The sequence below is a fragment of the Streptomyces sp. NPDC006335 genome, from assembly GCF_040612795.1.
Lineage (GTDB): Bacteria > Actinomycetota > Actinomycetes > Streptomycetales > Streptomycetaceae > Streptomyces.
The window spans coordinates 40,474-57,580 of the sequence record NZ_JBEXQX010000013.1 but is presented as its reverse complement, the minus strand read 5'-3'; the positions used below and the strand labels follow the sequence as shown (position 1 = coordinate 57,580).

Genomic DNA, 17,107 nt, shown 5'->3' with positions numbered 1-17,107 from the left:
GACGCGGAGACAACCACACGGGGGAGTCGACGCGGCTCTGTCCTGCCTCTCCCCGCGCGAAAGTGCCCCCGATGACGTCGGCCAGTCGCTCCTGACGGAGAGTAAAGGGGGAGGAAAGTCTCCCTGCCACGCGCGTTGCCAGGGGTGCAAGACTCCCCATGACCGGTCGCTGCTGCCAGGCGCACGGTTGCCCCGTTCCCCGCGGTGACGACGATCCAGTCTCCCGTCCCCCTGTCGAGTACGGCCGATCCGTCCGCGATACGAAGGCGTACGTATGTCCACTGAACTCCCCGAGTCTGCCGTTCCACCCCCCACCGGAGCCGGCGAGTCCGCCCCGGCGCCCACTCGGCGCACCTTCATCGCCACCAGTACGGCGGTCGGTGGTGCGGTCGTCGCGAGCGGGGTGATCGGAGGGTCACTCCTCGCGGCTCCTCAGGAGGTGGTCGCCGCCGAGGCGCCGCCCTCCGGCCACGTGTCCCTGACGGTCAACGGCACTCGCCGGACCGTGACGGTCGACAACCGCACGTCCCTGCTGGACCTGTTGCGCGAGCATCTCGGCCTCACCGGCTCCAAGAAGGGCTGCAACGCCGGGGCCTGCGGCGCGTGCACCGTGCTGGTCGACGGCCGGCGGGTCAATGCCTGTCTGACGCTGGCCGTTCGCCTGGAGGGGGCCGAGGTCACCACGGTCGAGGGCCTGGCCGAAGGCGACCGACTCCACCCGCTGCAGCAGGCGTTCATCGACCAGGACGCCTTCCAGTGCGGCTACTGCACACCCGGCCAGATCGTCTCCGGTGTCGGCTGCATCAAGGAGGGCCACACCGGCTCGCCGGAGGAGATCCGGGAGTGGATGAGCGGCAACATCTGCCGCTGCGGTTGCTACGTGAAAATCGTGCGCGCGGTCGAGCAGACCGCCGCCCGGAAGTAAGGAGCGGCCGTCATGCATCCCTTCACCTACACCCGCGTGTCCGACACGCAAGAAGCCCTCGACGCCGGTCGCAGTGGCGGGCGTTACATCGCCGGCGGCACCACGCTGGTCGACCTGATGCGGGAGACCGTCGAGCGGCCCGAGGCGCTGGTCGACATCAGCGGTCTGCCGCTGGACCAGATCACCGTCACCGAGCGCGGCGGCTTGCGCATCGGCGCCCTGGTGACCATGTCCGAGGCCGCCGCCCACCGCAAGGTGCACACCCTGTTCCCGGTCGTCTCCGAGGCGCTGGAGCTGAGCGCGTCGGCCCAGCTGCGGAACATGGCGACCATCGGCGGCAACATCATGCAGCGCACCCGCTGCACCTACTTCCGGGACGTGACCGCCGACTGCAACAAGCGCGAACCAGGTTCCGGTTGCGCGGCGCTGGAGGGCGTCAACCGTACGCACGCCATCCTGGGCACGTCCGACGCCTGCGTGGCGACCCACCCCTCCGACGTCGCCGTGGCCTTCACGGCGCTTGAGGCGCAGGTGCGCCTGCTGGGCCCGGACGGGGAGCGGCAGGTCGCCTTCGCCGACTTCCTGCTGCGACCGGGCAGCACCCCCAACCGTGAACAGGCCCTGAGAAAGGGCGAATTGATTACCTCCGTGGAGATCCCCGCGTTGCCGCGTCCGCTGAAGTCGGGTTACCTGAAGGTGCGTGACCGGCAGTCCTACGAGTTCGCCCTGACCTCGGCGGCCGTTGCCCTGCATGTGCGCGGCGGGGTGATCCGCGAGGGGCGAGTGGCCGCCGGAGGGGTGGGCACGGTGCCGTGGAAGCTGCCGGCCGTCGAGCGGTACCTCGTCGGCGAGCGCCCCTCGGACGCGTTGTGGACGGCCGCTGCCGCCAAGGCGGCGGAAGGCGCCCGTCCCCTTCAACACAACCGCTTCAAGGTCGAGCTGCTCAAGCGGACCGTCGAACGCCAGCTGCGCATCGTAGGAGGTACCAGGTGAGCCCCCAGCCGCAGGCAGCCGTGGGTGCGCCGCTGTCCCGGGTGGACGGCCGGCTGAAGGTCACGGGCAAGGCGCAGTACGCTGCCGAGTTCGATGTAGGCGGGGCGGTGCACGCCGTCATCGTGGACGCGAGCATCGGTCGCGGGCGTATCACCGGTATCGACACAGGCGCCGCCGAAGCCCAGCCGGGCGTGTTGCGGGTGATCCACCACGGCAACGCACCGAAGTTGCCGTACCGCGACAACGCCGGGTCGAACAACCCGCCGGGCCAGAGGCTGCGGGTCTTCCAGGACGACCGCGTCCGCTTCCACGGCCAGCCGGTCGCCGTCGTGGTCGCCACCACCCTCGAGGCCGCACAGCACGGTGCGAGCCTGGTCAAGGTCGAGTACGACGCCGAACAGCCCTCGACCGACCTGCACGAGGCGGAGCGGGACAAGCCGACCAACTACGCACGCGGCGATGCGGAAGCGGGCCTGCGCGACGCCCCCGTACGGCTCGACCTGACCTACGAGCTGGCGCGCAATCATCACAATCCGATGGAGCCGCACGCCACCATCGCCCGCTGGGACGGCGACAAGCTGACCGTCTGGGACAAGACGCAATGGGTGATGGGCACGCATGACGAGCTCGCGGCCGTATTCGGCCTGCCCGCGGAGTCGGTGCGCGTCATCAACCCCTTCGTCGGCGGCGGCTTCGGCAGCGGCCTGCGCTGCTGGCCGCACAGCGTCGTCGCCGCCCTGGCCGCACGGGAGACGAAGCATCCGGTCAAGCTCGTGCTGAGCCGCAAACAGATGTACTTCGGCACCGGTTTCAGGCCGTCGTACGAGTACCGGCTGCGCCTCGGTAGCGACCGGCGCGGCCGGCTGTCCGCCGCGATCCACGACATCGACGCCGAGACCTCCTCGTACGAGACGTTCACCGAGGCCGTCATGGGCGCCGGGCGGATGCTCTACAGCATGCCGAACGTCAGCCAGGCGTACCGGACGGTCCCCCTGGACGTGAACACCCCGATCTGGATGCGCGGTCCCGGCTTCGCCTCGGCGTCGTTCGTGATCGAGTCGGCCGTGGACGAACTCGCGCACAAGCTCGGCGTCGACCCGATCGAGCTGCGCCTGCGCAACGAACCGAGCGAGGACGAGTCGAGCAACCTGCCGTTCTCCACCCGTCGGCTGCGCGAGTGCTACACCGTCGGTGCCCGCGAGTTCGGCTGGCAGCGCCGCAACCCCCGACCCCGTTCGAGGCGCGAGGGCGACTGGCTGATCGGTCTGGGTATGGCCGCCGGCGTCTACGACCCCGGGCGATACCCCGGACAGGCTCGGGCCCGCCTGGATGCCGACGGCACCGCTGTGGTCGAGGCGGCCACCAGTGACATGGGGCCGGGCACCTACACCTCCCAGACCCAGGTCGCCGCCGACGCCCTCGGGCTGACCATGCGCACGGTCACCTTCCGGCTCGGTGACTCCCGGTACCCGCCGACCTCGCCGCACGGCGGCTCGTCGACCATGGCCAGCGTCGGCACCGCCGTCCACGACGCCTGCACCCAGGTGCGGCGGCAGGCGGTCAAGCTGGCCGTCGAGGACCGCGAGTCACCGCTGTACGGGGTGGCGGCGGACGACGTGGTGGTACGCGGCGGCCGGCTGCACGTGCAGGACGACCCGGCCCGCGGCGAGACGTACCGGACGCTACTGGCCCGCAACGACCGCACCCACCTCGAAGCGGACGGCTCCTACACCGGGCCGCCCAGTCCCGCGCGGCACTCCTACCACGCCTACAACGCCACCTTCGCCGAGGTCGCCGTCGACACGACCCTGGGCCTCGTACGGGTCAGGCGCATGCTCGGCGTGTACGACGCGGGCCGCATCATCAGCCCCAAGCTCGCCGACAGCCAGGCGATCGGCGGCATCGTGGGCGGCATCGGCACCGCCCTGCTGGAGCACACGGCCATCGACCACCGCGACGGCCGGATCGTCAACGCCAACCTCGCCGACTACCTCGTCCCCGTCAATGCGGACGTCCCCGAGGTCAGGGCGATCTACCTGGACGGTGAGGACAACGACGGCAACGCGCTCGGCGTCAAGGGGCTCGGCGAGGTGGTCCAGGTGGGTGTGGCGGCCGCGATCGGCAACGCGGTCTTCAACGCCACCGGCCGCCGCATCCGCGAACTGCCCATCACCGTCGAGGCGTTGCTCTGACCCGTACGCTTCGGCCCGGCGCGGCGCACACCACTCGTCCGGCAGCCCGCGCATCGTCCGGCGGCCGGACTTCCGAGGGCCGCCGCCGCGTGACGTTTTCCCCTGCGTCGCGGCGGCGGCCCGTTTCACCTTCCGATCCTGGTCCTGCCGTGGAGAACTGCCATGCTCAACATCGCGGACACACTGCACCGCTGGTGCCGCGAAGCACGCCCTTTCGCCCTGGCCACCGTCGTCGACGTGCACGGCAGCGCACCCCTGCCGGCCGGTACGTCGGTCGCAGTCGACGAGGACGGCACCGCGATCGGCAGCATCTCCGGCGGCTGCGTCGAAGGCGCGGTCTACGACCTGTGCCGACAGGTGCTCCGTGACCGGGGCGCACCGCAGCGGACCTGGTTCGGCTACTCCGACGACGACGCCTTCGCCGTCGGCCTGACCTGCGGCGGCGAACTCGACGTCTTCGTCCAGCGCGTCGATCCCGCAGGCCAGCCGCACCTGGCCACCGCCCTCTGCGAAATCACACAAGGGCGACCGGCCGCCGTGGCGCAGGTCGTGGACGGCCCGGAGCACCTCCTCGGCGCCACGCTGAGCGTGCTCGGCGGTGATCGTGCCGCTCACGGGCGGGTGGCCGACGGCCCGGGAGACCGGGTGATCGCAGGCCAGGCCAGGGCCCTGCTGCGGACCGGCCGTACCGCCCGCGTCGACATCGGCGGGGAGGGGGACGGATGCGCCGCACGGCTGTCCGTCCTCGTCCACGTGCACGCGTCCCGGCCGCGCCTGCTGGTCTTCGGGGCCGTCGACTTCGCCGCCGCCCTCAGCCAGGCCGGCCGCTTCCTCGGCTACCACGTCACCGTGTGCGACGCCCGCCCCGTCTTCGCCACCCCCGCCCGCTTCCCGCACGCGGACGACGTGGTGGTCGACTGGCCCCACCGCTACCTGGAACGCACGAGCGTGGACGGGCGCACCGCCGTGTGTGTCCTGACGCACGACGCCAAGTTCGACATCCCCCTGCTGCGGCTTGCCCTCAGCCTGCCCGTCACCTACGTGGGGGCGATGGGCTCCCGCCGCACCCACGACGAGCGCATGCACCTCTTGCACGAGGAGGGCGTCACGGCAGACCAGTTGGCGCGGCTGCGTTCCCCGATCGGCCTCGACCTCGGAGCCCGCACGCCCGAGGAGACGGCCGTCTCCATCACCGCGGAGATCATCGCCCAGGCCAACCAGGGCACGGGCCGGCCACTGACCCGGATCACCGGCCCGATCCACCGGCCGCCGCGGTTGATGAACTACCGATAGGACCCCACGGAAAACCGCGCGCAAAAGGAGACATCGCGATGACGCACGGGACCAGCGCCCAGCTCAACGCGACCGAGCAGATTGGCGCACTGCACATCCAGCCCGAGCGAGCCGGCGGCCGACTGCGCACGCCCACCACCATCGGGGCGGTGCGCTAAGGAGACGACCTTTACATGCGTTCTACCGTTTACAGCCCCGACGGTGCCTGGTTCCGCACCGCGAAGAACAGTGGCACCGGACACATCCGCTGCGGCGGCATCGCCCAGGACCTCACCTTGACCCCGATCCACGACGGCGCGCTCAACGACCGCATCGACGGGGCTTACCGCACCAGGTATGCCGCCGCCAGCGTCTACGTCCCGCCGATGGTCGCCGACCGGGCCCGCGCCGCCACCCTCGAACTCACCCTCCGCTGACCGAAGCTGGTCAGTCCCTCGCAAGAAGTACCTCGTGACCACGTTCGCCCTCATCGGAGGGCTCGGGTCCGGCTGGGCGGGCGTGACACTGGTGGATCGCATCTGATGCCGACTGGCGTGTGGCGTCAGCAACCCCGCTAAGGTTCACATCTCGTCCACAATTGCTCTCGGCGAGGGTCTTGTTCGTGTCGCGGATTGCTGCCAGTCGTGCTTCGGACCCGGCCCGGATCGGGCGCTTTCGGGTAGTCGGGGTGCTGGGCGCGGGTGGGATGGGCACCGTCTACGCCGCGGTCGGGGAGGGGCGAGCGAGTAGCGGCGAAGGCCGTACACGCCGGGCAGGCCACGGAAGACCAGTTCCGGGCCCGATTCCGGCGCGAGGTCCAGGTTCTGCGGCGGTGTCGGGTCCCCCCTGCCGCACGTCGCCCAACCCCCGTCAGCCGCAGGTTCGGCAGCCAAGATCGCACCACAGCGACCTCACGGTCCATCGCCCGCCAAAGCATCGATAACGGCGGCCACGACGGGAAGATTGCCCTGCTGCTCTTCGACGACGACACCGTCGCCGATGTTGTACTGGGCCTTCGAACAGATGGCAGCGGCCACCGTCCCCCGCCAACTGCTGCTGGACAACCCGCCCCGCGTCCTGGGCGCCCGCCTCATCCGGGGAAGCGCCAAGGCCTTCCCGCAATCCCTTTCCTGCTACGTGCCCGGCTTCACCGCCACGCCGGTCCAGGTAACCGGCAGTTTCATCACGGTGACCCGCACCGCCTAAGCGCTTCGGCAATCCGGCGACAACCACGCAGCCGTCACGCTCCTGGGGAAAGCGCTGCGTGACGTAGCCCAACTCGTCAGTTCCGGCGCCGGACAAACCTGGCGGACGAGGCTGCGGACCATGTAGGTCCGCTGCGGGCCGCCCTCGCCAACGCGACCGGCGGACGCGAAGGAGTCCCCTTAACACGCAAGCCAACGACCAGGCAAGGTGGCGGACTTCGGAACGCGCGGACCGGATGGCCTGCGCGGCTTCGTCGCCCGAGGCGGCGAGGATGTCGATCAGGGGGAGACGCTCGGGCCGAAGACGGCCGGCTCACACCGCAGCCTCGCAACGTCCGCGAGGCGGTCCCCGCCCAGTGTGACCGCCAGGGCGACATCCAGCAGGATCGGCCTGGTAAGAGCGCGCCTTGGATTCGCCTCACCCCCTCCACGATGAAACCCCCAGGTCGAAGACGTGGGGGTTTCATCGTCACCTACCGGTGGTCCGTGCCGACCGAGACGCTCGGCGCGTCACTGGCGGCCGGTGCAGCGGAAGTTGGCGGCATCGTTCGTGTTGCCGTATCCGTCGTAGCGGGCTACGGCCGGCCACCGGCACAGCGGGCGGCTCATGGGCCCGTTCTCGGCGCGCAGTGTGGTGGGGGCCTTGCCCTGTTCGACCCACTTGACCAGGGCCGTCAGTGGGTCGGCAGGGGCGGCGCCGGACCCGCCCCTGCAGTGGCCCACGCCGGGGGCGGTGAACAGGCGGGCGAACTGCTCGGTCTTCGCCCTGCCGCCCATCGCGGCGGTGACCTGGGTGTAGTAGCTGGTCGTTCCCTGGGGAGGGATCAGCTGGTCGGCCAGGCCGTGCCAGAGGAGCAGTTTGCCGCCGGCGGCACGGAAGGCGCTCAGGTCGGGGTCGTCGGTGCCGACCACGGGGCCCCACTGGTGACGGGAGCGGTCGAAGTAGTGGGTGAAATTGGCCATGGTCAGGCTGTGCCAGTCGAAGGACGGGTCCTTCGCCAGCCAGTAGGTGAACCAGCCCGAGGCGAGGGGCGTCGGGACTCCGTCGCCGTTGACGGTGGCGGCGAGTCTGGCGAACGAGGCGCCGGGCAGGATTCCGTACCACAGGCGGGTACCGTCCGGGCGTCGTGGCCCGTCCCAGATCCTTTTCACCACCGCCGCGTCCTCGGTCGTGATCGTGCCGCAGGGCGTCACGGTGCCGACCAGCGAGTCGGGGTTGAAGCGGCAGGTCCGGGGGTCCGTGATGACGCCGTCGGTCACACCGTCCCGGCTGTCGCATGCGGCTGTGACCGCCTGGTTGAACGCGTCGGACTTGCACGAGGGCACGAAGTCGTCGAACTCGTGCATCACGACCTGGGGCCACATCGCCGCGGGGAGGAACCGGTCTGCCTGGATCGCCGGCGCGCCTGCCAGGATGCCGTCGTAGTCGCGCGGCTGGACCTGCGCTTCCTGAAGACCTTCCCTGCCACCGTTCGAGCAGCCGTTCCAGTACGAGTAGGCGGGTGACGTGCCGTAGAACGCCTGCGTGACGGCCTTGCCCTTGACGGTCGTCTCGTGCAGCGCGCGCGAGATGAAGTCATGGATGAGGGACGCGTTCATGCCGGTCGGGGACCAGGCCCACGAGGCGTCGCTGGAGTCGGCGGTGTGGCCGGAGTCGGAACCCGCGGCGGCGTAACCGGTCTTCGCCGCGCTCTCGGTGTCCGGGACGGAGCCGTCGAAGCCACCGCCTCCGACGCCTTGGAAGCGCCCGTTCCAGGTGTCGACGGGTAGCGACACGCGCATGTGGATGCTCTGGGGAACCAGCAGTTCGACGTTGCAGATCGCCGGAGTGGTGGTGGTCTGCGCGGCCCTGGTGACCGTCGTGCCGTCCGAGAAGCGCAAAGCCGTGAGGCTCTCGCAGGACCGGATCGGCTGGCCGGGGCCTGTGGTCGCGGCCGCGCTCGCGCCGTGAACCGGCATTACGCAGAGCCCTGCCGCGAGGATCAGAGATCCTGAGATTGCCAGTCGGCGTCGGACGGGGCCTCGCGGGGATCGTGCATGCTCGGCGCTGCCGGGGGAAGCCTTCCACTTCATGCCCGCTCACCTCCCTCTTTCTTTCTTGGCTGTGCGGATGGTGCCGGTCAGCGGTCGGCCGGCTCGTGGACGTCGGAGGGGATCGGGTCGGCGTACAGTGCGGCGATGTCCGCGCCGTACTTCTCGGCGATCTTCTGCCGTTTGAGCTTCAAGGTGGCGGTGAGTTCGTCGCTCGTCGCGTCCCAGTACGCGGGGATCACCCGGAAGCGCTTGACCTGCTCGACGCGTGCCAGCCGGCTGTTGCCCGCCGCCACGGCGGCCTTCAAGGCGTCGATCACCAAGGGGGATCGGGCGAGAGCACGCGGGTCCGGCTGCAGCCCGTGCTCGGCGGCGAAGGCCGCTGCGGCCTCGGCGTCCAGGACGAGCAGAGCGGTGATGTAGGGGCGGCCGTCGCCGATGGTCACAGCCGTGCCGATGAGAGGACTGGCGGTGGTGAGGGCCGTCTCGACCGTGACGGGCGAGATGTTCTTGCCCCCTTCGTTGATGATCAGGTCCTTCTTGCGGTCGACGATGGTCAGGTAGTCGTCCGGGTCGGACACGATGACGTCGCCGGTGTGGAACCAGCCGTCCTGGTCGAAGGCTTCGCGTGTCCGGTCGGGGTCGTTGCGGTAGCCCCTCGTCACCGACGGCCCGCGCACCAGGAGTTCGCCGTCGGCGGCCTGGCGTGCTTCCAGGCCGGGCAGCAGTGTGCCGATGGTGCCGAAGCGTGCCTGCGCGGGCGGGCTGACGGCGCCGAAGCAGCTCAGCTCGGACATGCCCCAGCCCTCGCAGATGGGGACGCCGAGCGCGGCGAAGAATTCGAGGGTCACCGGCGGCGTGGGTGCCGCGCCGGTCACCGCCCACCGCACCTGGTCCAGCCCCAGACGGGACCGCAGGGCCGACAGGACGCCGACGTCTGCCTTGGCGTTCGCGGCGGCGAGCTCATCGTCGACCGGCATGCCCGCCTGCAGCAGGCGCGTACGCCTGAAACCGGTCTCCAACGCCTCCCTTGCGGCCGCCCGCCGGGCCGCGTCCGGCTCGCTCTCGATGCCGATTTCCACGGACTGTTTGATTTTGTTCCAGACCCTGGGGACGGCGCACCAGATCGTCGGCCGGCAATCCGGCAGGGCCTTGGCGATCTCCTTGATGTCGGACACGACCGTGACCTGCACACCGAAGATTGCCTGTGCGTAAAGGCAGGTGAAGCGGTCGACGACATGGGCTGACGGGAGGTAGGAGGTGGTCCGGTCGCCGAAGCGGAAGTCAAGTACCTGTGCCACTCCCGCGGCTTGGGCGAGCAGGTTGGCGTGGGTGATCTCCACGCCCTTCGAAGGGCCGGTCGTTCCCGAGGTGTAGATCAGGGTGAGCACGTCGTCCGGCTGGACGGAGCGCCAGGTAGCCTCGAAGTCGAAGGCGGTGTTCGCCCGGCCCCGGGCGCGGAGGGTCTCCAGACTGAGGGTGTCTTGCGCCGGCTTCGCTTCGTCGCCGACCGTCAGGATTTCGTCGCCGCGCGCCGGGGCTTCGTCGCCGTCCACCAGAATGAGATGCTCGATGGCTATGCCCGCTTCCCGGATGACGGGAAGGTACTGGGTCTCGCACACCATCACCCTGCTTCCGGAATTGCGCAGGACGTGGGCGAGTTGGGCCGGCGGCAGTGTGTTGTAGACGGAGAACGGGATGGCGCCCAGGTGCTGGGCCGCGAGGTCGACGGGGAAGAACTCGAGCCGGTTGGTCATCATCAGCGCGACAGTGTCACCGCGCCTGACTCCAAGCCCGGCCAGCCCGGCCGCCAGGAGGCGCACGTCCTCGGCGAGGGCCCGCCAGGTGACGGTGAGCGTCGCGCCCACGGTGCGCAGAGCCACCGTGTCGGGCGCGACGGCTGCCGTGCGCTGGAAGGCAGCACAGAGCGTGGCGGGTATGGGGGTGGGGTCGGTCATCTGGCTCAGTTCCCGTCGATCGGCTCGTACCGGAACACACGCTCGACAGACCCGACGCGCACACAAGGCTGCTGCGGCGTCGGCAAAGCCGCGGCGTGAGTGCGCGGGTTCGACGACGGCAACGCTAGGCATCCGTGGAGCGCATGGCATCGGGCATGACGCCCAACAAAGCGACCGCTGCACTGTGATCGGATCACACCGCTGTGGAGCGAGGTGATCGGTCCTCCACCTGTCGAGGTGATCGGGTCACACCGCGGTTCCGGAGCCGCCTCCGAACAGTCTGATCGCGATCAGTAGCTCCTGGAGGTCGGCGAGCCTGCGCAGGTCGCACCCCGTCCGTTCCTCGACCCGAGCCAGACGGTGATGTGCGGTGTTGATGTGGACACCGAGCCGCTGGGCCGCGGCCTTCACGTTCATATCGTTGGCCGCGTACTCCTCCACGGTTCTGATCAGGGTGCCGTCCGCCCTGGAGTCCTCCGTCACGAAGGTGCGGAGAGCCGTCGGCACGATCCGTGCGGCGGTCTCGTCAGCCCGGAGCGTCAGATAGTCCAGCACGCTGAGATCGGACAGGCCGACGACACCGCCCTCCGGCGGAAGCGTGCCCAGCGCCGAGACGGCCTCGTGGTACGCCTTACCCAGGTCGATGACGGTGTCGTACCGCGTGCTGATGCCCACCGCCAGCCGTGTCCCTTGGTCGGCGAGGGTTCGCCAGGCCGTCCTCACGGGTTCCCCGGACACACTGCGAGCGCTGTCCCGCAGCGCCCGCACGATCACGATCTCGTCCTGCCGCAGCACGGTCAGCGAACGCGCCGGATCCCCTGCGGCCTGGCCCAGGAGCGAGGCGGCGGAACGGAAGCCGTATGCGTCGCTGACGGGACCCACGGGCACCGCGACCACCACGGCGCACGGGGTATCGGGATGCAGCCCGGCCTTCGTGGCCGGGGTCAGCCGTGGTCCTGGCGCCGGCTCCCGACCCGCGATCAGGTCTTCGAGCAGGTCCCGGCGCACGCGGTCGCCTTCCACGGCCAGGAACTGTTCCTCGTCCAGATAAGCCCGGGCCGCGACCGTACTGCCCCGGTTGATCAGCTCCATGACGAGTCCGCCCGCTTCCAGCGCGGCGTCACGCCCACCGGTCGTGCGCACCGCCCAATCGGCGATGGCCTCCCACATCACGCGGTGCGCGATGCGCAGCGCGTGCATGAAATCGACAAGGGGCATACCCTGCCGCGCCCGCCGTGCGGCATGCGGGCGGACGAACGCCACATCGTCGTCCGTGACCGGTCGGTCGCGGACCAGGCTGACGCTGAGCGCGTCGACCGCCTCCGTCACGTGGATCACCACGTCGGCCAGCAGCGCTTCATCCACGAGGGCGGCGTAGCCGGGAATCTCTGTCCGCATGGCCTCCAGAGCCGCCTCGGCCAGCGACTGCCGCTGAGCCGCGATGACGTCGGCCACCTCGCTGAGGGCGGCCACCTGACCTGATCGGCGCATCACGGCCTCAGCCTAGGGGAGCCACGACGTCATCCCGCCGGGAGGTCACCGGGATGAACCGACGCGCGACAAGGACCGATGACGCCGGCTGGGCGCCGTCGTGTCACCCTCGGGCGTGACGATCGTTCCCGCCGGTCAGGTGGACGAGAGTCTGCTGCGGGCGGTGGATCGCGCGATCCGTGACGAAGTCGAGGCCAGCTGCCGCTGTTGTTGCTGGAGCTCGTCGCCAGACAAAAACGCCCCGTCTCCACGTTCTTAATGGTCCAGGCGGATGAGTCCTTGCCGACGGTGCAGTCCTGGTCGTCGTGGACCGAACCGGCCGCGAGCATGACCACACCGTTCGGGTCCGTGTCGAGGTACAGCGCGGTGATGGCCGGAACGATGCCGCGGCCGCGGACCTGGTCGCGACAGATGTCGTGGTCGTAGCCGCGATCGGCGAAGGGTGAGCCGGGTCTGCGGCGGGGGTGGCCGACCCGGCCGTAGACCGGTGGGGCCGTGCCGAGCACTGGGCCGCATGTGCCGCTGCGGGGCACGGCCTGGAACCGGCTCAGGCCCGCGCCCGTCCGCTGCAACCACCCACAGCTGCCCATCTGGGGCAGCGGCAGTAGCCGCTCCCTGCGCGGTACAGGCGGGCACAACATGACGCGCAGTTCTGGCGAGGTCACGACAGGGCCGCCGCCGGGGCAGGCCCGCTGAGGGCGATCCCTGTCGGCCGCCAGTCACCGTTGATTGATCTCAGCGACACCTATTGACACCCAAAGTGTGAGCGGTAACACTCAATCGCGCCACTGACGGACAGCCCCGCAGTCGCACGCGCGTCGGCGTCTCATCCGGCGTTTTTGTCCCCTGGGTTCCCTGACCGTTGCTCCTTCCGAACTCGGACGGGCTGCACGACCGGAGCGAAATGTGACCGCTGACATTTCTATTGCGGTGTCTTCGTGGGCGGATCGTCGTAGTCGGTGTCCACGTACTCCGCACCGCGAAGTCAGGGCTGGATCCGAGCAGGAGCGAAGGCGTACCCGCTCCGCCACGTCGAGCACGGCCTCACCTCCGCTGCAGGGGGCGGCCCACGTGAACGGGAGGCCCACCCTCTCGGTCAGGCCGAAGCCGCGGACGATTAGCTCAGCGACGACCAGCCGGTAGGAGCCGACCGACATGAGCGAAGCAATCCCGTCCAGCCGTGACGTGGAGCCGTGCAGGGACGGCCCGGGGCGCAACCGGTCGGTCAGTCTCCGTGATGTCGCAACGGCGGCCGGCGTCTCCCACCAAACCGTTTCCCGTGTCGTCAACGGCAGCCCGCGGGTCAAGAGATCCACGCGAGAACGAGTGCTTCGCGTCATCGAGGACCTGGGGTACAGGCCCAACCGCCTGGCCCGCGCGCTGGCCGGGGGAGTGGTGCGCTCGGTGACCGTGCTCACCTCGGACACCACCCTGTGTGGGGCTGCCCTCGCTCTGCGGGGCATAGAGGAGGCGGCCCGGGCGGCGGACTTCGCCGTGTCGGTCAGCGTCCTCGACGAGCGCTCCCGCTTCACGCCGGACGACGTCGCGGGCCGACTCGCCCGCCCAGGGGAACCTGTCCTGGTCATCGCCTTCAATGCGTCCGGAGAACGGGTCTGGCGTGCACTGCCCGCGGAGTTCCCGGCTGCGGCGGTAGTGGAGCGCCCACAGCAGGAGCACCCCGGAGTCAGGTTGGAGGCATGGCTGGACGACCGGGCAGCCGCGGTGCGGGCCACCAGGTACTTGCTCGGCCTCGGGCACCGAACCGTCCACTATCTGAGCATCCCGTCCTCGACGGCCCGCGTCGGGCAGCGCGCCATGGGCTGGAGGGACGCACTCCAGGGCGCCGACCGCTCTGTCCCCGAGCTCTTGGAAGGCGGCTGGAACCCGCGATCCGGGTACCTTGCCGCCCGCAGCGTTGTCGCCGACCCACAGGTCACCGCCGTACTCTGCGGCAACGACGACCTTGCGCTCGGTGTGCTCCGGGCGGCTCGGGAAGCGGGCCGGGACGTGCCGGGTGACCTCAGTGTCATGGGCTTCGACGACGCGCCGTACGCGGCGTACACCCATCCCACGCTGACGACCGTACGGCTCGACTTCGAGGGGCTGGGACGCGGCGCCTTCGGGATGCTGCACCGCTTGCTCGACCCGGACAACGCCCCGACGTTACCCGCCTGGGCCGAACCGGAGTTGATCGTCCGGGAGAGCACCGGCCCGGTGCCGCACCGGTCCATCTGACAGTCCTCCCGAGCCTGCGGGCTCCTGCGACCAAAGACACCTGCACCACTCCACCCGCAGGGCCAATGTGAGCGGTAACACTCCACTCCCGATCCGTCCTCCCACCGTGTCATGGGAGGGGAAAGCCAGGTCTCATGTCCCTCGTTTCCCGCACCCCGGGCGCTGCCCCGTCCGGCCGTAGAAGAGCAACCTGGACCAGAGCACTGCTGGCCGTCACCGCCCTGGTGGGCACGGCCATCGCCGTGCCCCAGACTGCTGAGGCCGCCGGTCAGACCTTCACCGTCGACCTCGGTACGACCACGGGCACCGTCCTGCGCGGCTCGAACGGAGCGCTCTACGGACAGAGCGACGACGGCGTGCCCAGCGACAACCTGCTGGCGCCCCTGAAGCTCACCACCGGATCGCAGAAGCCCCCCAACGGCGCCCAGCACCCCAACGGGGACATCCTGGACGTCGCTCCGTCGTTCTTCCGCAACGGTGGCGGCACGATGTACACCAACATCCAGGACGAATACTCGGACTGGCCGTACCAGAACCTCGGCATGGCCGACTACCTGACCAAGGTCGACGCCGCGGTCAATGCGATCAAGGGCACCTCGTACGCGGACAAGGTCGTCTTCGTCCCCTTCAACGAGCCCGACGGCAACTGGTACAGCGGCCTCGGCAGCAGCAACACCACCACCTACCAGAACGCCCTCACCAAGTTCGAGGCCGACTGGAGCACGGTCTACGACCGGATCCGCAGCGACCTGCCCGGCGCGAAGATAGGAGGGCCCAACACCGCCAACTACCTCAGCAGGTTCTTCGGCGACTTCCTGACCTACGCCAAGTCCAAGAACCAACTGCCGGACGTCTTCACCTGGCACGAACTCGGCCCCGGCTCCCTCTCCTCCTACCGCAGCCACTACGCCACATACCGGTCCCTGGAGAGCGCCCGCGGCATCAGCCCGATCACCATCAACATCGACGAGTACGCCAACCGGCGCGACCTGTCGGTGCCTGGACAGATGGTGCAGTGGGCCACGATGTTCGAGGACACCAAGGTCTACGCCCAGCAGCCCTATTGGGACATGGCCGGCAACATGGACGGCAACACCGTCCGCACCAACAGCGGCAATGGCGCATGGTGGTTCTGGCACTGGTACGCCGGGATGACCGGGCAGACCGTCAAGACGACTCCGCCGCAGCCAGGCGTCCAGGACACCCTCCAGGGCATGGCCTCGCTGGACACCACCAGCAAGCAGGCCCAGGTCATCGTCGGCGGGTCGGCCACCGACACCAACGTGGTGATCGACAACATCCCCAGCGCCACCTTCGGCAGCAAGGTCGAGGTCACCGTCCAGGCCCTGGACTGGAGCGGCTACGACGGTTCCTCCGAGCCACCGCAGACCATCTCCCGCGCGGCCTACACCCCGTCGAGCGGCTCCATCACCGTGCCGTTGACCGGCCTGAACGCCATGTCCGCCTACCGCATCACGGTCACCCCGAACGGCGGCGGCACCGCGGTCACACCCAGCGTGCCATGGAGTGCCTCCTACGAGGCCGAGAACGCCGCCATCACCAGCGGCTCCGTCGTCACCCAGGGCAACGGCGCCAACTACAGCGAGGCCCAGAAGTACGCGACCTCCGGCACCAAGGACGTCGGTTACCTCAACCAGAGCACCAGCAAGGTCGTCTTCACCGTCAGCGTCCCGTCCTCCGGCTCCTACAACCTGCGCATCTTCTACGGCAACCAGAACGGCTCGCCCTCCCAGCAGGTCCTGCGCATCGACGGCGCCAACCCCAGGTTCGTGAACTACCCCTCCACGCTGAACTGGCAGTACCGCTCCACCGTCACCGTTCCGGTCACCCTCAGCGCGGGCAGCCACACCGTCTCCCTCGCCGTAACCGACCCGACCCTCGGCACCTCCGCGGGCCAGGTCACCCTCGACAAGATCGACCTGGAGGCCGCGCAGAGCAACCCGGAGACGCTGTACGAGGCCACCTTCGCCGACACCAGCGGCAGCCCCGGCTGGTCGTACGGGAACGTGGGCGAGGCCGGGACCGGCGCCGTCGTCCTGGACTCCGGCGACAGCACCACGTTCGACGCCAACGCGCCCACCGACGGCTACTACACCGTGAAGACCGACTACTCCTCCACGGGCGGGACGGCCGCCCTGGCGCTGAACGGCACCACCGTCGCCACCCTGGCGAACACCAGCGGCGCCACGACCACCGCGAGCAACCGCCTCTACCTGGTCGCCGGCATCAACCGGATCAAGGTCAGCCCGAACAGCGGCGCCACGGTCACCCTGCGGGACCTGAAGGTGGCCGGCTCGGGTGACACCACCGGCGTCACCAAGTACGAGGCCGAGAACGGCACCCGGGCGGGGCAGGCGGTGGTGCAGTCCGACACCTGGGCCTCCGGCGGCAAGAACGTCGGCTACATCGGCAACGGCAGCTCCAACACGCTCACCTTCGGCAACGTCAACACGTCGGCGGCGGGCCGCTACACGGTCGTCGTCCACTACGCCCAGAACGACCGCGCGGGCACCGGCAACTACAACACCAACGTCGAGTCCCGAACCGCGCAGCTCTCGGCCAACGGCGGCACCGCCACCACCCTGACGTTCCGCAACACCTACAGCTGGCACGACTACTGGACGCTGAGTACGACCGTCACGCTCAACTCCGGCACCAACACGCTGAAGCTTTCCAACCCCTCGGCCTGGGCGCCCGACATCGACTACATCGAAGTCGCCCCGGTGAACGGCTGACGACCTCGCTTCCAGGCGCGCGGGACCGCGCCCACCCGATTCCGCGGTC

The 17,107-nt window shown here is 69.6% G+C and carries 11 protein-coding genes and 3 pseudogenes; 10 read left to right on the top strand and 4 right to left on the bottom strand.

Translation table 11 applies throughout. The features are described from left to right. Positions 1-274 precede the first annotated feature (274 nt). The 6 genes and pseudogenes from ABZ098_RS30410 (at position 275) to ABZ098_RS30385 (ending at position 6,588) form a co-directional block, all read left to right on the top strand. Positions 275-925, top strand: a complete 651-nt coding sequence (locus tag ABZ098_RS30410; protein WP_356596542.1) for a (2Fe-2S)-binding protein — start codon at positions 275-277, stop codon at positions 923-925. Positions 926-937: 12 nt separating this feature from the next. After that, the gene (locus ABZ098_RS30405; RefSeq protein ID WP_356596540.1) at positions 938-1,918 is read left to right on the top strand and encodes a xanthine dehydrogenase family protein subunit M; all 981 of its coding nucleotides are present in this window, start codon (positions 938-940) and stop codon (positions 1,916-1,918) included. Beyond that, complete coding sequence (locus tag ABZ098_RS30400; protein ID WP_356596538.1) at positions 1,915-4,110, top strand: xanthine dehydrogenase family protein molybdopterin-binding subunit; 2,196 nt, start codon at positions 1,915-1,917, stop codon at positions 4,108-4,110. The genes ABZ098_RS30405 and ABZ098_RS30400 overlap by 4 nt, the downstream gene beginning before the upstream one ends. A 162-nt stretch (positions 4,111-4,272) precedes the next feature. Beyond that, entirely contained in the window at positions 4,273-5,403 is a 1,131-nt protein-coding gene (locus ABZ098_RS30395) for an XdhC/CoxI family protein (RefSeq protein WP_356596536.1), read from the top strand. Positions 5,404-5,573: 170 nt separating this feature from the next. Next, a pseudogene (locus ABZ098_RS30390) lies at positions 5,574-5,819 on the top strand (DUF2255 family protein); the annotation flags it as partial. A gap of 562 nt (positions 5,820-6,381) precedes the next feature. Then, positions 6,382-6,588 (top strand): hypothetical protein, encoded by a 207-nt coding sequence (locus ABZ098_RS30385; protein ID WP_356596534.1) that lies wholly within the window; start codon positions 6,382-6,384, stop codon positions 6,586-6,588. A gap of 189 nt (positions 6,589-6,777) precedes the next feature. Here ABZ098_RS30385 and ABZ098_RS30380 read toward each other — a convergent pair. Together ABZ098_RS30380 and ABZ098_RS30375 are read right to left on the bottom strand one after the other, a co-directional pair. After that, positions 6,778-6,974, bottom strand: a pseudogene (locus ABZ098_RS30380) (IS1380 family transposase); the annotation flags it as partial. A gap of 123 nt (positions 6,975-7,097) precedes the next feature. Next, positions 7,098-8,363, bottom strand: a complete 1,266-nt coding sequence (locus ABZ098_RS30375; RefSeq protein ID WP_356596532.1) for a tannase/feruloyl esterase family alpha/beta hydrolase — start codon at positions 8,361-8,363, stop codon at positions 7,098-7,100. Between the two features lie 4 nt (positions 8,364-8,367). Here ABZ098_RS30375 and ABZ098_RS30370 point away from each other — a divergent pair, with 4 nt between their 5' ends. Next, positions 8,368-8,538, top strand: a complete 171-nt coding sequence (locus tag ABZ098_RS30370; protein WP_356596530.1) for a hypothetical protein — start codon at positions 8,368-8,370, stop codon at positions 8,536-8,538. Positions 8,539-8,707: 169 nt separating this feature from the next. Here ABZ098_RS30370 and ABZ098_RS30365 read toward each other — a convergent pair whose 3' ends face one another. Together ABZ098_RS30365 and ABZ098_RS30360 are read right to left on the bottom strand one after the other, a co-directional pair. Next, a complete protein-coding gene (locus tag ABZ098_RS30365) occupies positions 8,708-10,576 on the bottom strand; it encodes an AMP-binding protein (RefSeq protein WP_356596528.1) in 1,869 nt (622 codons plus the stop codon). A gap of 246 nt (positions 10,577-10,822) precedes the next feature. Beyond that, positions 10,823-12,067 (bottom strand): helix-turn-helix domain-containing protein, encoded by a 1,245-nt coding sequence (locus ABZ098_RS30360; protein ID WP_356596889.1) that lies wholly within the window; start codon positions 12,065-12,067, stop codon positions 10,823-10,825. A gap of 88 nt (positions 12,068-12,155) precedes the next feature. Between ABZ098_RS30360 and ABZ098_RS30355 the strand changes: the two are divergent. From ABZ098_RS30355 to ABZ098_RS30345, 3 genes and pseudogenes are all read left to right on the top strand, one after another. Next, positions 12,156-12,266, top strand: a pseudogene (locus tag ABZ098_RS30355) (GNAT family N-acetyltransferase); the annotation flags it as partial. Between the two features lie 956 nt (positions 12,267-13,222). Beyond that, positions 13,223-14,302, top strand: a complete 1,080-nt coding sequence (locus tag ABZ098_RS30350) for a LacI family DNA-binding transcriptional regulator (RefSeq protein WP_356596526.1) — start codon at positions 13,223-13,225, stop codon at positions 14,300-14,302. 134 nt (positions 14,303-14,436) lie between these two features. After that, the gene (locus ABZ098_RS30345) at positions 14,437-17,058 is read left to right on the top strand and encodes a carbohydrate-binding protein (RefSeq protein WP_356596524.1); all 2,622 of its coding nucleotides are present in this window, start codon (positions 14,437-14,439) and stop codon (positions 17,056-17,058) included. Positions 17,059-17,107 lie beyond the last annotated feature (49 nt).